The sequence below is a fragment of the Streptomyces sp. HSS9-12 genome (assembly GCF_054963655.1).
The window spans coordinates 77,559-94,371 of sequence record NZ_JBUEGC010000009.1 but is presented as its reverse complement, the minus strand read 5'-3'; the positions used below and the strand labels follow the sequence as shown (position 1 = coordinate 94,371).

The 16,813-nt window shown below is 69.2% G+C and carries 13 protein-coding genes; 2 read left to right on the top strand and 11 right to left on the bottom strand.

Annotated elements, in window-relative coordinates; all coding sequences use genetic code 11:
* Positions 1–3: 3 nt before the first annotated feature.
* The 6 genes from clpB to ACY34J_RS07180 are packed head-to-tail and all read right to left on the bottom strand — an operon-like array spanning position 4 to position 7,052.
* Positions 4–2,649: an ATP-dependent chaperone ClpB gene (clpB, locus tag ACY34J_RS07205; protein WP_462725392.1), complete on the bottom strand. Its 2,646-nt coding sequence runs from the start codon at positions 2,647–2,649 to the stop codon at positions 4–6.
* Entirely contained in the window at positions 2,640–3,002 is a 363-nt protein-coding gene (locus tag ACY34J_RS07200; protein ID WP_462725393.1) for a chaperone modulator CbpM, read from the bottom strand. Before ACY34J_RS07200 ends, clpB begins: the two co-directional genes overlap by 10 nt.
* Positions 2,999–3,961, bottom strand: a complete 963-nt coding sequence (locus ACY34J_RS07195; protein ID WP_462725394.1) for a DnaJ C-terminal domain-containing protein — start codon at positions 3,959–3,961, stop codon at positions 2,999–3,001. Before ACY34J_RS07195 ends, ACY34J_RS07200 begins: the two co-directional genes overlap by 4 nt.
* 6 nt (positions 3,962–3,967) lie before the next feature.
* Positions 3,968–4,561 (bottom strand): nucleotide exchange factor GrpE, encoded by a 594-nt coding sequence (locus tag ACY34J_RS07190; protein WP_462725395.1) that lies wholly within the window; start codon positions 4,559–4,561, stop codon positions 3,968–3,970.
* Positions 4,562–4,586: 25 nt separating this feature from the next.
* Positions 4,587–6,509 (bottom strand): molecular chaperone DnaK, encoded by a 1,923-nt coding sequence (gene dnaK / locus ACY34J_RS07185; RefSeq protein ID WP_462725396.1) that lies wholly within the window; start codon positions 6,507–6,509, stop codon positions 4,587–4,589.
* Positions 6,510–6,569: 60 nt separating this feature from the next.
* Entirely contained in the window at positions 6,570–7,052 is a 483-nt protein-coding gene (locus ACY34J_RS07180) for a YflT domain-containing protein (protein ID WP_462725397.1), read from the bottom strand.
* Between the two features lie 286 nt (positions 7,053–7,338).
* Between ACY34J_RS07180 and ACY34J_RS07175 the strand changes: the two genes are divergently transcribed.
* Both ACY34J_RS07175 and pgm read left to right on the top strand, forming a co-directional pair.
* Positions 7,339–9,114, top strand: coding sequence for a PucR family transcriptional regulator (locus ACY34J_RS07175; RefSeq protein WP_462725398.1), 1,776 nt, complete (start codon positions 7,339–7,341; stop codon positions 9,112–9,114).
* Between the two features lie 86 nt (positions 9,115–9,200).
* Positions 9,201–10,847 carry a phosphoglucomutase (alpha-D-glucose-1,6-bisphosphate-dependent) gene (gene pgm / locus ACY34J_RS07170; protein WP_462725399.1) on the top strand — a complete coding sequence of 549 codons (1,647 nt, stop codon included), beginning with the start codon at positions 9,201–9,203 and terminating at the stop codon, positions 10,845–10,847.
* 58 nt (positions 10,848–10,905) lie between these two features.
* Here the strand turns inward: pgm and ACY34J_RS07165 are convergent, their stop codons facing one another.
* The 5 genes from ACY34J_RS07165 to ACY34J_RS07145 form a co-directional block, all read right to left on the bottom strand.
* Complete coding sequence (locus ACY34J_RS07165; RefSeq protein WP_462725400.1) at positions 10,906–11,286, bottom strand: DUF2267 domain-containing protein; 381 nt, start codon at positions 11,284–11,286, stop codon at positions 10,906–10,908.
* Positions 11,287–11,379: 93 nt separating this feature from the next.
* Entirely contained in the window at positions 11,380–12,441 is a 1,062-nt protein-coding gene (locus ACY34J_RS07160; RefSeq protein WP_462725401.1) for an AI-2E family transporter, read from the bottom strand.
* Between the two features lie 71 nt (positions 12,442–12,512).
* Entirely contained in the window at positions 12,513–13,625 is a 1,113-nt protein-coding gene (locus tag ACY34J_RS07155; protein WP_462725402.1) for a glycosyltransferase family 4 protein, read from the bottom strand.
* Entirely contained in the window at positions 13,622–14,548 is a 927-nt protein-coding gene (gene galU, locus ACY34J_RS07150; RefSeq protein ID WP_462725403.1) for a UTP--glucose-1-phosphate uridylyltransferase GalU, read from the bottom strand. The genes ACY34J_RS07155 and galU overlap by 4 nt, the downstream gene beginning before the upstream one ends.
* Before the next feature lie 104 nt (positions 14,549–14,652).
* Positions 14,653–16,773 carry an amylo-alpha-1,6-glucosidase gene (locus tag ACY34J_RS07145; RefSeq protein WP_462725404.1) on the bottom strand — a complete coding sequence of 707 codons (2,121 nt, stop codon included), beginning with the start codon at positions 16,771–16,773 and terminating at the stop codon, positions 14,653–14,655.
* Positions 16,774–16,813: the final 40 nt, after the last annotated feature.

Sequence of the window (16,813 nt, the reverse complement as noted above, 5' to 3'; positions counted from 1 at the left end):
CTTTCACGCGGCCTCTCTGAGCTCCGGCTGCTCTTCCTCCGGCTGCTCGTAAGTGACCACCAGTTCGCCGTGCTGGGCGTCGACGTGGATCGTGGCACCGTCCTGGACGTCACCGCCCAGCAGCGCCCGTCCGATGCGGGTTTCGACCTCGTGGGAGATGAAGCGGCGCAGCGGCCGTGCACCGTACACGGGGTCGTAGCCCTCCTTGGCGATGAGCTCCCGAGCGGCCTGGGTGAGCTCGATGGTGATCCGGCGCTCGGCGAGCCGCCCTCGCAGCTCGTCGATCTGCAGCTCCACGATCCGCTCGATCTGGGCCTCGCCCAGCGGCTTGAACAGCACTATGTCATCGACGCGGTTGAGGAACTCCGGACGGAAGTGAGCCCGCAGCTCGCTCATCACCAGGGCCCGTGCGTCCGGCTTGATCTCCCCGTCGGCGGTGACGCCGTCGATGAGGTGCTGCGAGCCGATGTTGGAGGTCATGATGATCACGGTGTTGCGGAAGTCGACCACATGCCCTTGGGCGTCGGTGATCCGGCCGTCGTCGAGCACCTGCAGCAGGGTGTTGAAGACATCGGTGTGGGCCTTCTCGATCTCGTCGAAGAGCACGACCGAGTACGGCTTGCGCCGCACGGCCTCGGTGAGCTGGCCGCCTTCCTCGTAGCCGACGTATCCCGGCGGCGCGCCGACCAGCCGGCTGACGGTGTGCCGCTCCTGGTACTCGCTCATGTCCAGGCGGACCATGTTCTCCTCGGAGTCGAAGAGGGCCGCGGCCAGGGTCTTGGCCAGCTCGGTCTTTCCCACTCCGGTGGGGCCGAGGAAGATGAACGAGCCGATCGGCCGGCGCGGGTCCCGGATGCCGGAGCGGGCCCGGATGATCGCGTCGGCCACGAGCTTGACCGCCTCGTCCTGGCCGATGACCCGCTCCCGCAGGATCTCGTCCAGGCGCAGCAGCTTCTCGCGCTCGCCCTCCTTGAGGCGGGCAACGGGTATACCCGTCCAGGCGGCGACGATCTCGGCGATCTCCTCCTCGGTGACGACCTCGCGCAGCAGCGGGTGGTCGCCCTGCTTGATGCGCAGCTGCTCCTCTTCGGCCGCCAGCCGGCGCTCCAGCTCCCGCATCTTGCCGTAGCGCAGTTCGGCGGCTCGGTTGAGGTCGTAGTTGCGCTCGGCCTCCTCCGCCTCACGGCGGACCTGCTCCAGCTCCTGGCGCAGCTCCTGTACCTTGCGGATCGCCTGCCGTTCGGCCTCCCACTGGGCATGCTTGGCGTCGGCCTCGGCGCGCAGATCGGACAGTTCCTTGCGCAGCTCCTCCAGCCGCGCCTTGCTGGCGGGGTCGGTCTCGCTGGACAGCGCCGCTTCCTCGATCTCCAGCCGGGTGACCTTGCGGGTGATCTCGTCCAGCTCGGCGGGCATGGAGTCGATCTCGGTACGCAGGCGCGCACAGGCCTCGTCGACGAGATCGATGGCCTTGTCCGGCAAGAACCGGTCGGTGATGTAGCGGTGGCTCAAGGTGGCCGCCGCGACAAGGGCGGTGTCCTGGATCTTGACGCCGTGGAAGACCTCGAGGCGCTCGCGCAGTCCGCGCAGGATCGAGATGGTGTCCTCCACGCTCGGCTCGTCCACCATCACCATCTGGAAGCGGCGTTCGAGCGCGGCGTCCTTTTCGATGTACTTGCGGTACTCGTCGAGGGTGGTGGCGCCGATCATGTGCAGTTCGCCGCGGGCGAGCATCGGCTTGAGCATGTTCCCCGCGTCCATGGCGCCTTCGGCGGCGCCCGCCCCGACGACCGTGTGCAGCTCGTCGATGAAGAGCAGGATGCGCCCGGCGGCGGCCTTGACCTCGGTGAGGACGGCCTTGAGGCGTTCCTCGAACTCACCGCGGTACTTGGCTCCCGCGACCAGGGATCCCATGTCAAGTGCGAAGATCGTCTTGTCCCGCAGCCCCTCGGGCACGTCGCCGCGCACGATGCGCTGCGCCAGGCCCTCGACGATGGCGGTCTTGCCGACGCCGGGGTCGCCGATGAGCACCGGGTTGTTCTTCGTCTTGCGGCTGAGGATCTGGGTGACCCGGCGGATCTCCGAGTCCCGGCCGACGACCGGGTCCAGCTTGCCCTGTCTGGCCTCGAGGACCAGGTCGCGGCCGTACTTCTCCAGGGCCTCGTAGGCCACTTCGGGGTTGGCGGAGGTGACGCGCTGGTGGCCGCGGACCTGGGTGAGGGCGGAGAGGAAGGCGTCCTTGGTGACGCCGTGCTCCTTGAGCACGCGGCCCGCCGCGGTGGACGACCCCTCGTCGGCGATCGCGAGGACGAGGTGCTCCACCGACACGTACTCGTCCTTGAGCCGTTTCGCTTCCTGCTCGGCCGCGTCCAGCAGCCGGGCGAGGCGCTGGGTGACGAAGACCTGGCCGGGTGTGGCACCGGGCCCGGTGACCTTCGGCTTGCGGGCAACCTCGGCTTCGAGCATGGTGCGCAGCGCCGTGGGGTCGGCGCCCACCGCCTCGACCAGTCGCGGTACCAGGCCGCCCTCCTGGTCGAGGAGGGCGAGCAGCAGGTGTTCACCGTCGACCTCGGTCTGTCCCAGACGCATGGCCTTGGTCTGGGCGTCCTGCAGCGCTTCCTGGGACTTCTGGGTCAGTCGGTTCATGTCCATGGCGGTAGTTCACTCCTCGTGCCGCCGCTCCGCAGTGCGGCTTCGAGCCGGCTGATGCGGTCGAGCAGGTCGAGCACCAGGCCGATAGAGGCGTAGTTGAGGCAGAGTCCGGCGCGCAGCCGCTGGATGCGGGCGAGGGTCGCCGGGGCGGTCCGGGCGAACACCAGCTGTCCCGAGGCGTCACGCTCGGCGTCGACCAGTCCGAGGGCGACGAACCGACGGATCAGCTCGGGGTGCAGCTGTGCCCGGCGGGCCACGGTCTCCAGGGAGAGTCGGGGGACGGGCACCAGCGCGTATCGGATGGCGGTCGAATCCGCTGCGGTGGCGACTGGATTCGCTGGTCGAGGGCTCATCGCGCCTTCCTGGGGTCGAAGGAGGAGGTGGCGGCGAGCTCTTCGAACAGCTCGCGCTCCCGGTCGGTGAGCTTGGGCGGCACCATGATGCGGATCTCGGCGTAGAGGTCGCCGTTGGTGCCGCGGGGGTTGGGCATGCCCTCCCCCCGTAGCCGCAGCCGGCGGCCGCTGGAGGATCCGGGGGGAACCGTGACCTTGGCGGTACCACCGGGTGTGGGTACGGGGACGGTCGCGCCGAGCGCGGCCTCCCAGGGGGTGACCGGCAGTTGGACGTGGATGTTGCGGCCGTCCAGGCGGAACTTCGGGTGGGGCCGGATACGGACCCGCAGATACAGGTCTCCTGGCGGGGCGTCTCCGCTGCCGCGGCCGCCCTGCCCGGGCACCCGGATGCTCTGGCCGTCGGTGACTCCGGGCGGAACGTTGACCTCGACTGTGCGCTGTCCTGACGGTCCGGCGAGGGTGACGCTGCGGCGGCCGCCGTGGTAGGCGTCCTCGACCGTGAGCGGCAGTTCGGCCTCCTGGTCCGCTCCGGGTACGTGCCCGCGGGCGCCGCCGGCGCCGAAGAACGAGCCGAAGAGGTCCTCGAAGTCGATGCCGCCGCCCCCGAACTCGTCCCCGAAGCCGCGGACGTAGCGAACCCTGGGACCTCCCGCGCCTGCCGAGCGCCAGCCTCCGAACCCTCCGGCGCCCACACCCGCGCCTGCGCCTGCCGCGACGCGCTCTTCGTAGTCCTCCGGGATCCTGCGGAAGTCCTCGCCGAAGCGGTCGTAGCGGGCTCGGGTCTTGGGGTCGGAGAGCACGCTGTAGGCCTCGTTGAGCTCCTTGAAGCGCTCCTCGGCCTCGGGGTCCTTGTTCACATCGGGGTGGTATTTGCGGGCCAGCTTGCGGTAGGCCCGCTGGATGTCGTCGGAACTCGCGCCCCGCGACACTCCCAGCACCTCGTAGAAGTCCCGTGCCATGGCGGGTCACTCCCGCTTGGCGACGGCGACCGCGGCGGGCCGGAGCAGGTTGCCCGCGTCACCGTAGCCAGGGCGCAGGACCTGCACCACCGTGCCCGGTTCGGCTTCCGGGTCGTCCACTACTCCGACCACTTCATGGCGGGCTGGGTCGAAGGGCATGCCCGTCTCGGCGAACCGGGGGTAGCCCAGCCGGGCGAGGATGTCCACGGCCTGGTCGCGTACGGCCTTGACGCCCTCGACGATCGTGCCGGGGTCCGCCTCGGCGTGCTGCAGGGCCAGTTCGAGGTTGTCGATCACGGGCAGCAGGGCCGCGGCCGTACGCGCCCGCTCGGCCGCCCGTTCCCGTTCCAGCTCCTTGGCGTGGCGCTTGCGGAGGTTGTCGAGGTCGGCGAGGGCGCGCCGCCATTTGTCCTCAAGTTCCGCCAGCGCCGCGGCGTGCTCGTCCTGGACGGTCTCCGCGCCGGTTGCCGCGTCCGGGCCGGGTTCCTCCTCAACGGGTGTCGTCGCCTGCTGCGCGGGGTCCGGCCGCGGCAGGTCCTCCTGGGGAGGCGGTACGGCGCCCTCCGGCACACCTTCCGGTTCCTGGGGGTGGGTGGACATGGCAGCTGCCTTAAGTCCTCGGTCCTTATTCCTTGTCGAACTCGGCGTCTACGACGTCTTCCTCGCCGCCGGCACCGCCCGGCCCGGCGCCGCCCGGACCACCCGGACCACCCGGACCGCCGGCGGCTCCGGCCTCTCCGGCTGCCTCGCCCCCGGCCTGGTGGGCGGCCAGCCCGGCGTAGACCTGCTGGAGGTCGGAGATCAGCGGCCTGACCTTGTCCGGGCCGGCCTCGTCCTTGACAGCCTGGCGGGCCTCGCCCACCAGCATCTCGGCGCGCGACTTCTCGTGGCCCGGTACGGCATCGCCCAGCTCGGCCAGCCGCTTCTCGACCTGGTAGGCGATCGCGTCGAGCTCGTTGCGGGCGTCCACGGCCTCACGCAGCGCCTGGTCCTGGGCGCGGTTGCGCTCGGCCTCCTGGACCATCCGCTCGACCTCACTGCGGTCGAGGTTGGAGGTCTCACTGATGGTGATGCCCTGTTCCTTGCCGGTGTCCTTGTCCCGTGCGGTGACGTTGAGGATGCCGTTGGCGTCGATGTCGAAGATGACCTCGATCTGCGGCTCGCCGCGCGGGGCCGGGCGGATGCCGGTCAGCTGGAAGCGGCCGAGCACCCGGTTGTCGGCGGCCCGTTCCCGCTCGCCCTGCAGGACGACCACATCCACGGCCGGCTGATTGTCCTCGGCGGTGGAGAAGACCTCGCTGCGGCGCACCGGGATGGTGGTGTTCCGCTCAATGATCTTGGTCATCACACCGCCACGCGTCTCCACGCCCAGCGAGAGCGGGGTGACGTCCAGCAGCAGGACGTCCTTGACCTCGCCCTTGAGCACGCCGGCCTGGATCGCGGCACCCATGGCCACGACCTCGTCCGGATTCACGCTCATGTTGGGTTCCTTGCCGCCGGTGAGCCGGCGGACAAGGCTTTGGACAGCGGGGATCCGGGTGGACCCGCCGACGAGGATGACCTCGTCGACGTCGCTCTCACTGATCTTGGCGTCGCCCATGGCCTGCTTCACCGGGCCGAGGCAGCGCTCCACCAGGTCGGCGGTGATCTGCTCGAAGGTGGAGCGCATCACGGACTTGGTGAGGTGCTTCGGGCCGGAGGCGTCGGCCGTGATGAACGGCAGGTTGACCTGGGTCTGGGTCACGGAGCTCAGCTCGGTCTTGGCCTTCTCCGCGGCCTCGAAGAGCCGCTGCAGGGCCTGCGGGTCCTGGCGCAGATCGATGCCGGTCTCGCGCTGGAAGTCATCGGCGAGGTAGTCGACCAGGCGGCGGTCGAAGTCGTCGCCGCCGAGGTGGCTGTCGCCGGCGGTGGCCCGCACCTCGACCACGCCGTCACCGACGTCGAGGATGCTCACATCGAAGGTGCCGCCGCCGAGGTCGAAGACGAGCACCGTCTCGTGCTGCTTCTTGTCCATGCCGTACGCGAGGGCGGCCGCGGTCGGCTCGTTGATGATCCGCAGCACCTCCAGCCCCGCGATCCGGCCGGCGTCCTTGGTGGCGGTGCGCTGGGCGTCGTTGAAGTAGGCAGGCACGGTGATGACGGCTTCCGTGACCCGCTCTCCCAGCTGCTTTCCCGCGTCATCGGCGAGCTTGCGCAGCACCAGGGCACTGATCTCCTCCGGCGAGTACAGCTTGTCGCGCACCTTGAAGCGCGCGTTCCCGTGCTCGTCGGGGACGACGTCGAAAGCGACGGCCTTGGCCTCGTCGGAGATCTCGTCGTAGTGCCGGCCGATGAAGCGCTTGGCCGAGTAGATGGTGCCTTTGGGGTTGAGAATCGCCTGGCGACGGGCCAGCTGGCCCACCAGGCGCTCGCCGGTGTCGGTGAAGGCCACCACGGACGGGGTCGTACGGCTGCCTTCGGAGTTGGGAATGACCTGTGGCTCGCCGCCTTCCCATACGGCGATCACCGAGTTGGTGGTGCCAAGGTCGATTCCGACTGCCTTGCCCATGAGGAGCTCCTTCTCAGCCGCCGCGGACACCCGCTGATGTCCGGCCGGCCCCTGGCTTGTTCAGGTTGTGGCCGCGCCGCCTTTCGCCTCCTGCATCCCGGCGATCAGCCGGGTGGCCTCGTCGGCGACTTCTTCGTCCGCCACGACCTCGTAGCGGCTGGGCTGCATCACGCTGATCGAGGCGAAGTCCCGGCGGCCGCGTTGCAGGGCGTACAACAGGAGCCCGAACAGCGCACCGACGATCGCTCCGAAGATCAGTCCGTAGAGCGCGAGCAGCGCACTGGCGATGAGCGGGTTCAGCCAGTTGAAGAGGCCGAAGATCCAGCCGATGAGGGCGCCGGGGATCGCGCCGGACGCCGCACCGCTGAGCGCCGCCTTGGGGTAGTCCATGCGGCCGACGACCTGCTCCACCATGCGTACGTCATGGCCGACGATGGCCACCCGGTTCACCGGAAATCCGTGGTCGGAAAGGTAGTCGACAGCGCGTTCGGCCTCGGCGTAACTCTGGTATGCGGCAATGGTCCGGCGTGGCTGCTCCGTCATCGCTCTCTCCTCCCCTGGGGGTCGCGGGCGGTGGGCGTCGGTCCCGGCGCAGGCGACCGGACGCGCTCCTGGCTGCGGGCTCGGCAAGCGAACGTCGAGCCCGTATACCGACGTGGCCAGGGTGTCGAGACCGGGGCCTCAGCGCCTGCGCCTGCGGGGTCGAAAAAGCGCTCCGCCGTCCACCTGTCGGCACAGGTTGGAGACGCGGCAGGAGGATGGATACCGCCCGAGGGGGTACTTCCAGGCTTGGTGGGTTTCATTCGCCGAGAAAGCACGGAGTGGCGGCATGACCCCAGGTTCCGCACCGGGAAGGCACCTGGCCCCGGATCCGCAGCGATCTGAGGAAGGGTCCCGCTCACTGGTGGGCGGGGCGAGCGCACCCCGGCACCGCTGGCCCGGCACCGACCGGCAGGCCTTGGATCTGCACGGCCTGTTCATGCTGTCCACGTCCCTGTTCGCCAGCCAGGACGAGGGCGACATACTGCACCGGGCGATGACCCAGGTCAGCACCGTCGGCACATGCCGGGCCGAAGCCGGTTATCTCCTCACCGACAACGTCTTGACCCGCACACCGGACGACTGGCCCGGTGCGGCCACCGCCCTCGATGAACGCGTCAGGGAGCTGGCGGGCCAGGACGGGCCCGTGCCCCTGCCCGAGGGAGCCTGGTGCTGGGCGTTCGGGCTACGGGGGCTGGGAAGGCTGCACGGCTATCTCGTGGTGAGCTGCCGTACGCGGCCCAGCGAGGAGGAGCGGTTCCTGCTCACCGTGCTCGTACAGCAGGCCTCCGCTGCCCTGTCCAACGCGGCCGCGTACCGCCGGGAGCACGAGCAGTCCGTGGAGCTGCGGCGGGCGCGGGACGAGCGGGAGAAGATGCGGGAGCGGCTGGACCAGTCGCTGTGCGACCTGGAGCATGAGCGGGAGCTCCACGACGCCCTCGCCCGGGCCGCCGCCTCCGGGGACGGCGAGCACGGCATCGCCCGAGCACTGCACGCGATCACCGGGCTTCCCGCGGTGATCGAGGACCGGTTCGGCAATCTGCGGGCCTGGGCGGGCCCGGGGCGCCCGGATCCGTACCCCAAACCGGACCCGGTGCGTCATGAGGAGATGCTGCAGGACGCAGCGCGCCGCCTGAGACCCATGCGCGTCAGGGACCGGCTGATCTCGCTGGCCAACCCGCGCGGTGAGGTGCTCGGCGTGCTGGCCCTCGTCGACCCGGACGGCAACGCCGACGAGTACACCATGCTCGCGCTGAGCCACGCCGCGACATCACTCGCCCTGGAGCTGGCCCACCTGCGCAGCCTGGCCGAGGTGGAGCTGCGGCTACGGCGGGAACTGGTCGACGACTTGCTGACGGGCGCGGACGCCGCGAGCGCCTATGCCCGCTCCGAGGCGGTCGGCCACGACCTGCACGGCCCGCACTACGTCGTCGCGGTGCAGTGGATGGCCAGGGCGGCGGACGACTCCTTCCTGCAGGCCGTCAGCCGGGCGGCGCTGGGGCTGGGCATGCGGTCGCTGCTGGCCCGGCGTGCCGGCATGGTGGTCCTGGTGAGCCAGGGCAGGCCACGCGACCGGGCCTTCCACGCGGCGCTGAGCCGGGAACTCGGCACGGAGGCCGGCTCGATCGGCGTGGGAGGACGCTGCGACACCCCAGGTGATGTGCCCCGCTCCTACGGGGAGGCGCTGAGGGCGCTCGAGGTACGGCAGCGGTCGCGCGCGGCCTACGGGATGACCTTCTTCGACGAGCTGGGCCTCTACCGGATTCTGGGGACCGGGAACGACTACCGGGAGGTCGAGCGGTTCGTCCGGGAGTGGCTCGGACCGCTGCTGGACTACGACTCCTCGCACCAGACGGGCCTGGTGGAAACCCTGACCCAGTACTTCGACTGCGGGGGGAATTACGACGAGACGGCGGCTACGCTTGCCATTCACCGAAGCACTCTCCGCTACCGGCTCCAGCGGATCCGCGAGATCAGCGGCACCGACCTCGCGAATGTGGACAGCAGGCTGAACCTGCAGGTGGCGACACGCATGTGGAAGATCATGAAGGGCGGGCCCGACTGAGGCCAGGGGCGGACGGCATGGATAGCCTGCCTGCCGCGCCCGTGATCGACGGATGAGATGACCGCACCTGATCCCAGGAGTGCCAGATGCCCCACGAACGAGCGGGACTGCCCGCAGAGCCGTCGGACTTGGTCGACGTCGCACGGCTGGTGACCGCGTACTACGCACTGCACCCCGATCCCGCCGAACCCACCCAGCGCGTGGCCTTCGGCACCTCCGGCCACCGGGGGTCGTCGTTCTCCACCTCGTTCAACGAGGACCACATCGCGGCCACCAGCCAGGCGATCTGCGACTACCGGGAGAGGCGGGGTACGGACGGTCCGCTCTTCCTCGGCGCCGACACCCACGCGCTGTCCGAGCCCGCACGGGTGACCGCCCTTGAGGTCTTCGCCGCCAACGGCGTCACCGTGCTCATCGACAACGCCGACGGCTACACCCCCACCCCGGCCGTCTCGCACGCGATCCTCACCCACAACCGCGGCCGCACCGACGGTCTTTCGGACGGTGTGGTGGTCACCCCGTCCCACAACCCGCCCTCCGACGGCGGCTTCAAGTACAACCCCCCAAACGGTGGCCCCGCGGACTCGGCGACGACGGCGTGGATCCAGGACCGGGCCAACGAACTGATCGCCGGTGGCCTTAAAGGCGTACGGCGGATCCCTTACGCCAGTGCCCGCTCAGCCCCGGCCACCGGGCGGTACGACTTCCTGGGCCACTACGTCGAGGACCTGCCCTCCGTGGTCAACCTGGACGCGGTGCGCTCCGCCGGGCTCCACATCGGCGCGGACCCGATGGGTGGCGCTTCCGTGGCGTACTGGGGCCGGATCGCCGAGCAGTACCGCTTGGACCTGACCGTGGTGAACCCCCTGGTCGACCCCACCTGGCGCTTTATGACGCTGGACTGGGACGGCAGGATCCGTATGGACTGCTCCTCGCCGTACGCGATGGCCTCACTGATCTCACAGCGCGACAAGTACCCAGTCGCCACGGGCAACGACGCCGACGCCGACCGGCACGGCATCGTCACCCCGGATGGCGGCCTGATGAATCCCAATCACTACCTGGCCGTGGCCATCTCCTACCTGTTCTCCCACCGCGGCCAGTGGCCCGACACGGCCGGGATCGGCAAGACGCTGGTGTCCTCCAGCATGATCGACCGAGTGGCCGATGAGCTGCGACGGAACCTGGTGGAGGTGCCCGTCGGCTTCAAGTGGTTCGTCGACGGCCTGCTGGAGGGGTCGCTCGGTTTCGGCGGCGAGGAGTCGGCCGGAGCCTCGTTCCTGCGCCGTGACGGTTCTGTCTGGACGACCGACAAGGACGGCATCGTCCTGGCTCTGCTCGCGTCCGAGATCCTCGCCGTTACCGGCACCTCTCCGTCCGAGCACTACGCCGCGCTCACCACCCGCTTCGGGGAGCCCGCCTACGCACGGATCGACGCACCCGCGTCCCCGGAGGAGAAAGCCGTCCTCGCCAAGCTTTCGCCGGAACAGGTCGCGACGGATACGCTCGCGGGCGAGCCGGTCACCGCGATCCTCACCAAGGCACCCGGCAACGACGCGCCGATCGGCGGCATCAAGGTGTGCACACAGAATGCCTGGTTCGCCGCCCGCCCGTCCGGCACCGAGGATGTGTACAAGATCTACGCCGAGTCCTTCCTCGGCCCCGATCACCTCGCCCGTGTCCAGGAGGAGGCCAGGGCCGTGGTATCCGCCGCCCTCAGCACCGCCCGGTAGGGCCTCGTACGAAGCCACCTGACGGGCTGCCGACGGCGTCGGACAGAACTGAGGAACCTCAGTAGGTGACGGGCACGGCGAGTTCCCGGAACTCATTGGGCAGCTGCTCCATGAGATGCCGGAACTCGCCCGCGGCGACGGCTTCTCTCAGCGTCCCGAACACCGCGGGTACGCCCCGGTCCAGCGACCGCTTGTTCACATCGGCACGCGCCTGCACCCGACGCATGAACTCCTCGAGGTTGAAGTCTTCGGCGGCCTGATCCGGCGGGATCAGCGCGGGCTGCAATTCCTTGGGCAGCTGCGAGGCAAGGTCCCTGGCTTCCCCGCCGGTGATCCGCTCCGCGAGGGTGGCCAGTGTGGCACGCGTCAGCGCTACCGCCTCCTCCTGCGGCAAACTCGCGCGCCGCTCGACGGACCGGATGAACTCGTCGTACTTCATGGCGTCCCCTTTCGTGAACCGGGTTCCTGAGGTACCCGTGCCATACACGGCAAAACGGACCATTCGCGGCAGGTGGACGGCGCTTTGCCGCTCTTACGGTTCCCTGGGAAGCGAGAGCGGGCGGCCGCCTCGCCGCTCCCAGAAGTCCTGCAAGATGATCTTGATCATGGCCGCGACCGGTATGGCCAGCAGAGCGCCGAGGATCCCGGCGATATCCGCGGCCAGAAGGACGGACAGCAGCACGGTGAGCGGATTGAGCTTCACGGCGCGCGCCATGATGACCGGCTGGAGAACGTGGTTCTCCAGTTGCTGGTAGGCGATGAAGAACGCGACCACGATGATGCCCGCCGTCAGTGAGTGGATGAACCCGGCGATGCCGGCGACGATCGCGCCCAGCGTGGCGCCCACGAGCGGAATCAGGTCCGCGATGGCCACGAACAGTGCGATCAGCCCCGCGAACGGCACCCCGGTCGCCAGCAGCACCCCGTAGGTGAGCGCGCCGCAGATGACGCTGATCAGGAGGTTCCCCGAGACGTAACCGGTGATGGTCTTGGCACATCTGGAGCCCACTTTGCGGACCCGGGCGGCGTGCGACTCCTCCAGCAGCGAATAGGCACCCCGCAGGATCTTCGGGCCTTCGAGGACCATCAGATAGGCCAGAACGAAGATGGTGACCGCGCCCGCCAGTGTCGTGGCGGCCGTGCGCACATAGCCGAGCAACGGCGTGCCAAGGCCGGTGACGAAGGACCGGATCTGCGCCTGGTTGCGCTGGACGTACTGCAGGGCATGGGTACGTCTCAGCACGTCACCAACTGGTCCACGGCCGGACCGGGCCTCCTGGATCAGATGTGGCAGCTCTCTGGCCAGGTGCGCCGCCTCCTGCGCCAGCGGGATGATGAACAGCGTCACCAGTCCCAGGATCAGCACGGCCACCACCAGGAAGACCAGCAGCGTCGCCACGGACCGGCGGCAGCGCGGCACCCGCCGCTCCACCAGGTTGACCACCGGATAGAGAGCGACTGCGAAGAACAACGCGATCAGGGCCCACGTCAGCACCTGCCGCGTCGTCGAGATCAGCAGCAGCGCCACATAGGTGGCCAGCACCAGGCCGATGACGGCCAGGATCGTCCGCACCGGAACAGGCCGGGAAGCCATAGTGACCCGGTGCCCCGGGCGCGCCGCAGGAAACCGTCACCTGCCCTTGCCGCAGTGGGCGCCAGGAGCCTTTACGGTGCGCCGCCATCGGACCCGCGTCGCTGCGGACGGGCCTGGACCAGCGTCAGATAGATGCGTTCATAACCGACCGCCATCGCGGGCAGGTCGAAGTTGGCCTGCGCGTGTGCCCGGCATGCCGCGGGTGAAAGCCTTTCCGCGGCGACGATCCCGGCCGGCAGTTCGTCAGGGCTGTCGACGATGACACCGGTGACTCCGTCGGCCACCACCTCGGGCACGCTGCCCCGGTGCAATGCGACGACCGGAGTACCGCACGCCATCGCCTCGATCATGACGATGCCGAACGGTTCGTCCCAGCAGACCGGGAACAGCAGACAGCGTGCTTCGGCGTAGAGCTCCCGCTTGAACGCCGCGTCGGCCTGACCGACGTACGTCACATCACGGCCGAGCCGCGGTGCGATCTCGGCCTCGAAGTAGGCCTTCTCCCGCGGCTCGCTGACCTTGCCCGCGAGCACGATCCGCCGGCCGGCGGCCTGCGCGGCCTCGATCGCCAGATGCGCGCCCTTGACCCGGTTGAACCGGCCCATGAACAGTACGAAGTCGCCCTTGACCTCCCGGTACGGATACGTGGTGACGTCGATGGCGTTGTACACCCGTCCGACCCAGTTCAGCTCGGGGTTCAGGTTCTTCTGCGCATCGGAGATCGCTATCAGTTCGATCGTCGTGCCGAGCCGGCGCAGGTATGCGCCGGGCTCATCGGTCACTATGCCGTGCGCCGTGACGGCCGTTGGAATCCTTCGGCAGCGGGCCACCAGGGGGCCGGCCAGGCTGTGGTCGTGCACGATGTCGAGGTCGAGACCCTCGAGTTCCTCGGCAGCGGCGGCGGCGTGCAGAACCTCGGGCATCGGTTGGCCGGTGCGCAAGGACGGCGGCTCTGGGAAGACCGGCACGAAGCGGGAGGCGCGAGTCCGGTTCCGTCCGGCGCCGATGAGCGTGAGCTCGTGCCCGCGGATGGCGAGTGCGTCGACGAGGTCGGCGACGACCGATTCGATGCCGCCGTAGGCGGTCGGTGGAAGCTCGAACCACGGTGGCGCGATCATCGCGATGCGCAGTGGTTGCGACGTCGTCCCGAATCGGTCGGGGCCGACAGGCAGCTTCACAGTCATGGTGTCGTCCCGCCCGGGGCGAGTTCCTCGGCGACGAAGGTACGCAGCCATTCCCGGAAGCCCGGGCCGATGTCCTCGCGCTCGCTCGCGAGTCTGACCATGGTGCGCAGGTAGTCGCCGCGGTCCCCGGTGTCGTAGCGGCGGCCGGTGAACAGCACACCGTGCAGGGGGCCACCGGGGCTGCCGTGGGCGGCCATGTCTCGTAGGGCGTCGGTGAGCTGGATCTCCCCGCCCCGGCCGGCACCTGTGCGATGCAGCGTCGCGAAGACCGCTGGATCGAGCACATACCGTCCGATGAGGGCGAGATTGCTCGGGGCCTCCTCGGGGGCGGGCTTCTCCACCAGGTCCTCCACGCGCAGGACCCCCTCCTGGCCGATGGATTTGACGGCCGCGCAGCCATAGAGGCCGACCTGGGAGGGGTCCACTTCCATGAGTGCGATCACACTGCCCCCGAACTCCCGCTGCGCCTCGATCATGGGGACCAGCAGCGGATCCCGTGGATCCACGAGGTCATCGCCGAGGAGCACGGCGAACGGCTCGTTGCCGACATGCAGTTCGGCGCACAGCACGGCATGGCCGAGTCCGCGTGGCTCACCCTGGCGTACGTAGTGCATGTGCGCGAGCCCCGCGGTCGAGCGGACGAGGTTCAGCCGCTCGGTGTCTCCCTTGGCGCGCAGCGCCTCTTCCAGCTCGTAGGCGCGGTCGAAGTGGTCTTCCACCGGGCGCTTGTTGCGACCGGTGACCAGGAGCACGTCCAAGAGACCGGCTGCCACCGCTTCCTCGACGACGAACTGGATGGCGGGCTTGTCGACGATCGGCAGCATCTCCTTCGGGGTCGCCTTGGTCACGGGCAGAAAGCGCGTCCCCAGGCCCGCGGCCGGTATCACGGCCTTCTTCACCGGCTTGTCCAGCGAGGTGGTCATCGTTCCCTCCGAACTCCGAGGGCTGACGGTGTGCGGCGCCGCTCAGCTCCGCGATGTGGTGACGGTGAGGTGCTGGTCCCGGCAGAAGAGGGATCGGCCGGCACCTAGGCATAGCAAGGGCAGCTTTCGGAGGTGATCTGGAGTCCCTCCGGCAGGTCCTCCACGCTCACCTTGCCGTCCCGCACCGCGATACGAACTCGGGCGTTGGCCAGCGGCACATCCTCCAGGTAGACGTCGCCCACCCACGCCGGCAGCGCCGGCGCCAGCCGGAAGCTGCCGTGCGGCACACACGGGTCGGCGTCGAGCAGCACGCGGAGCAGGTGCAACGGGGCCGCGGATGCCCACGCCTGCGGAATGCACGAAGTGGGATACGGCACGGGGCGGGCGTACTCGGCGCGATCGAAGCCGCACATCAGCTCCGGGAGCCGGCCGCCGAGCGACGCCGCGGCCTCCAGCACACCCGAGGCGATCCGCTGAGCGTGCTCGGTGAAGCCGTACCGTCTCAGGCCGGCCGTCACGATGGCGCTGTCGTGCGGCCACACCGATCCATTGTGGTAACTCATGGGGTTGTACGCGCCCATCGTGGACGCCAGCGTGCGTACGCCCCATCCGTTGCGCATCTCCGGTGAGCACAGCAGCTCGGCGACTCGGGGGGCCTTGTCCTCGTCCACGATCCCGGTCCACAGGCAGTGGCCCATGTTGGACGCGAGCGAATCGACGGGCTGCTTGTCCCGGTCCAGCGCCAGCGCGTACCACCCGCGCTCGGGCAGCCAGAAGCGCTCGTTGAACGCATGTTTAAGCCGGGCTGCCCGTTCTCGCCAGTGCTGAGCGCCGTCCGGATCGCCCGCGTCCTCGGCCAGCAGAGCGCGAGCGAGGTAGGCGGCGTGAACGTAACCCTGTGCCTCGGCGAGCGCGATCGGAGGTCCGGCGATCCGGCCGTCCGCGTAGGTGATGCCGTCCCACGAGTCCTTCCAGCCCTGATTCACCAGCCCCTGGTCGGTTGTCCGCTGGTATTCGATGAACCCGTCGCCGTCCTTGTCCCCGTACTGTGCGACCCATTCCAGAGCCCGGTCCGCGTTCGGCAGGAGAGCGAGCACCTGTTCGCGGTCCACGCCCCAGCGCCGCAACTCACCGAGCAGCATGACGAACAGCGGCGTGGCATCGACGGTGCCGTAGTAGACGTTGCCGCCGAGCGCGAGGGACGCGTCCAGGCCGAAGCGGAGCTCGTGCGGGATGCGGCCCGGTTCCTCCTCCGTCAGCTCATCGACCTTGCGGCCTTGGTGGTACGCGAGGGTCTGCGCCGTGCCCAGGGCGAGTGCGGGATCGGTGAACAGCGCCATGAGCGAGGTGATGATGGAGTCGCGGCCGAACAGCGCCATGAACCACGGCACACCTGCGGCGATCACAGGGGTGTCCGGCAGTTCCGGGTCGGACATGCGCAGGCTGCTCAGATCGCGGCGACTGGTCTGCAACGTCTCGTTGAGGTTGTGGTCGCCCGTGGAGATCCTGGGTCCCGTCTTGCGCCACTGGGTGGCGCGGACAGCCGGCCCGGTCTCCTCCATCGGGCGTTCCAGGGGGAACGAGGGGGGAATCTGGTCTCCGTCCACGACCGGGCACACCAGCACGGACGTCCGCCATGTACCGCGGGCCGGGACGAGGACCCGGAAGCTCAACGAGTCCGCGGTGGTGGCCGCGCCCTCGGCGATGAGCCGGACACCGCGGCTCTGCTCCTGGAAACGGCGCGTCAACCGGATCTCGCCCGTATCGTGCTCGGCACTGAGTTCGCCACGGTCACGCACGACCCCTTGTTTGACGTCGAACAGGTCCGCGAAATCGGCTTCCACATGCACCGTCACGGTCCAGTCCGCCGGCGCGTGGCCGAGATTGCGCAACGAAATGTCCTCTCGCATGCCCGCCCCGACGAACCGCTTGCGCTCCACCAGAACCGGGCTCTCAGCCTCACCCGGCCGTGGCCGGGCCCGGGCGAGGAATGTCGCGTGGTACGGCGCCCCCGGTATGACCGTCAGTGGCTCGACCCCCTCGCCCTCGAGCCGCAACTGCCAGGCGGAGAGAATGCGGGTGTCCCGGAAGAACAGTCCCTGCGGCGCGCCTGGAGAGATGTCCCCTCCGGGATCCGAAAGGCAGAAGGAAGACCCTTCAACAAGGGTCACGGCCCCGCCGCCGACCTGCACCGGCTGCCCGGAAAACGCCCAGCCCCCTGCCATGGCCCGTCCCTCCAGCCGCAAACATATGGCCGTGCAAAAC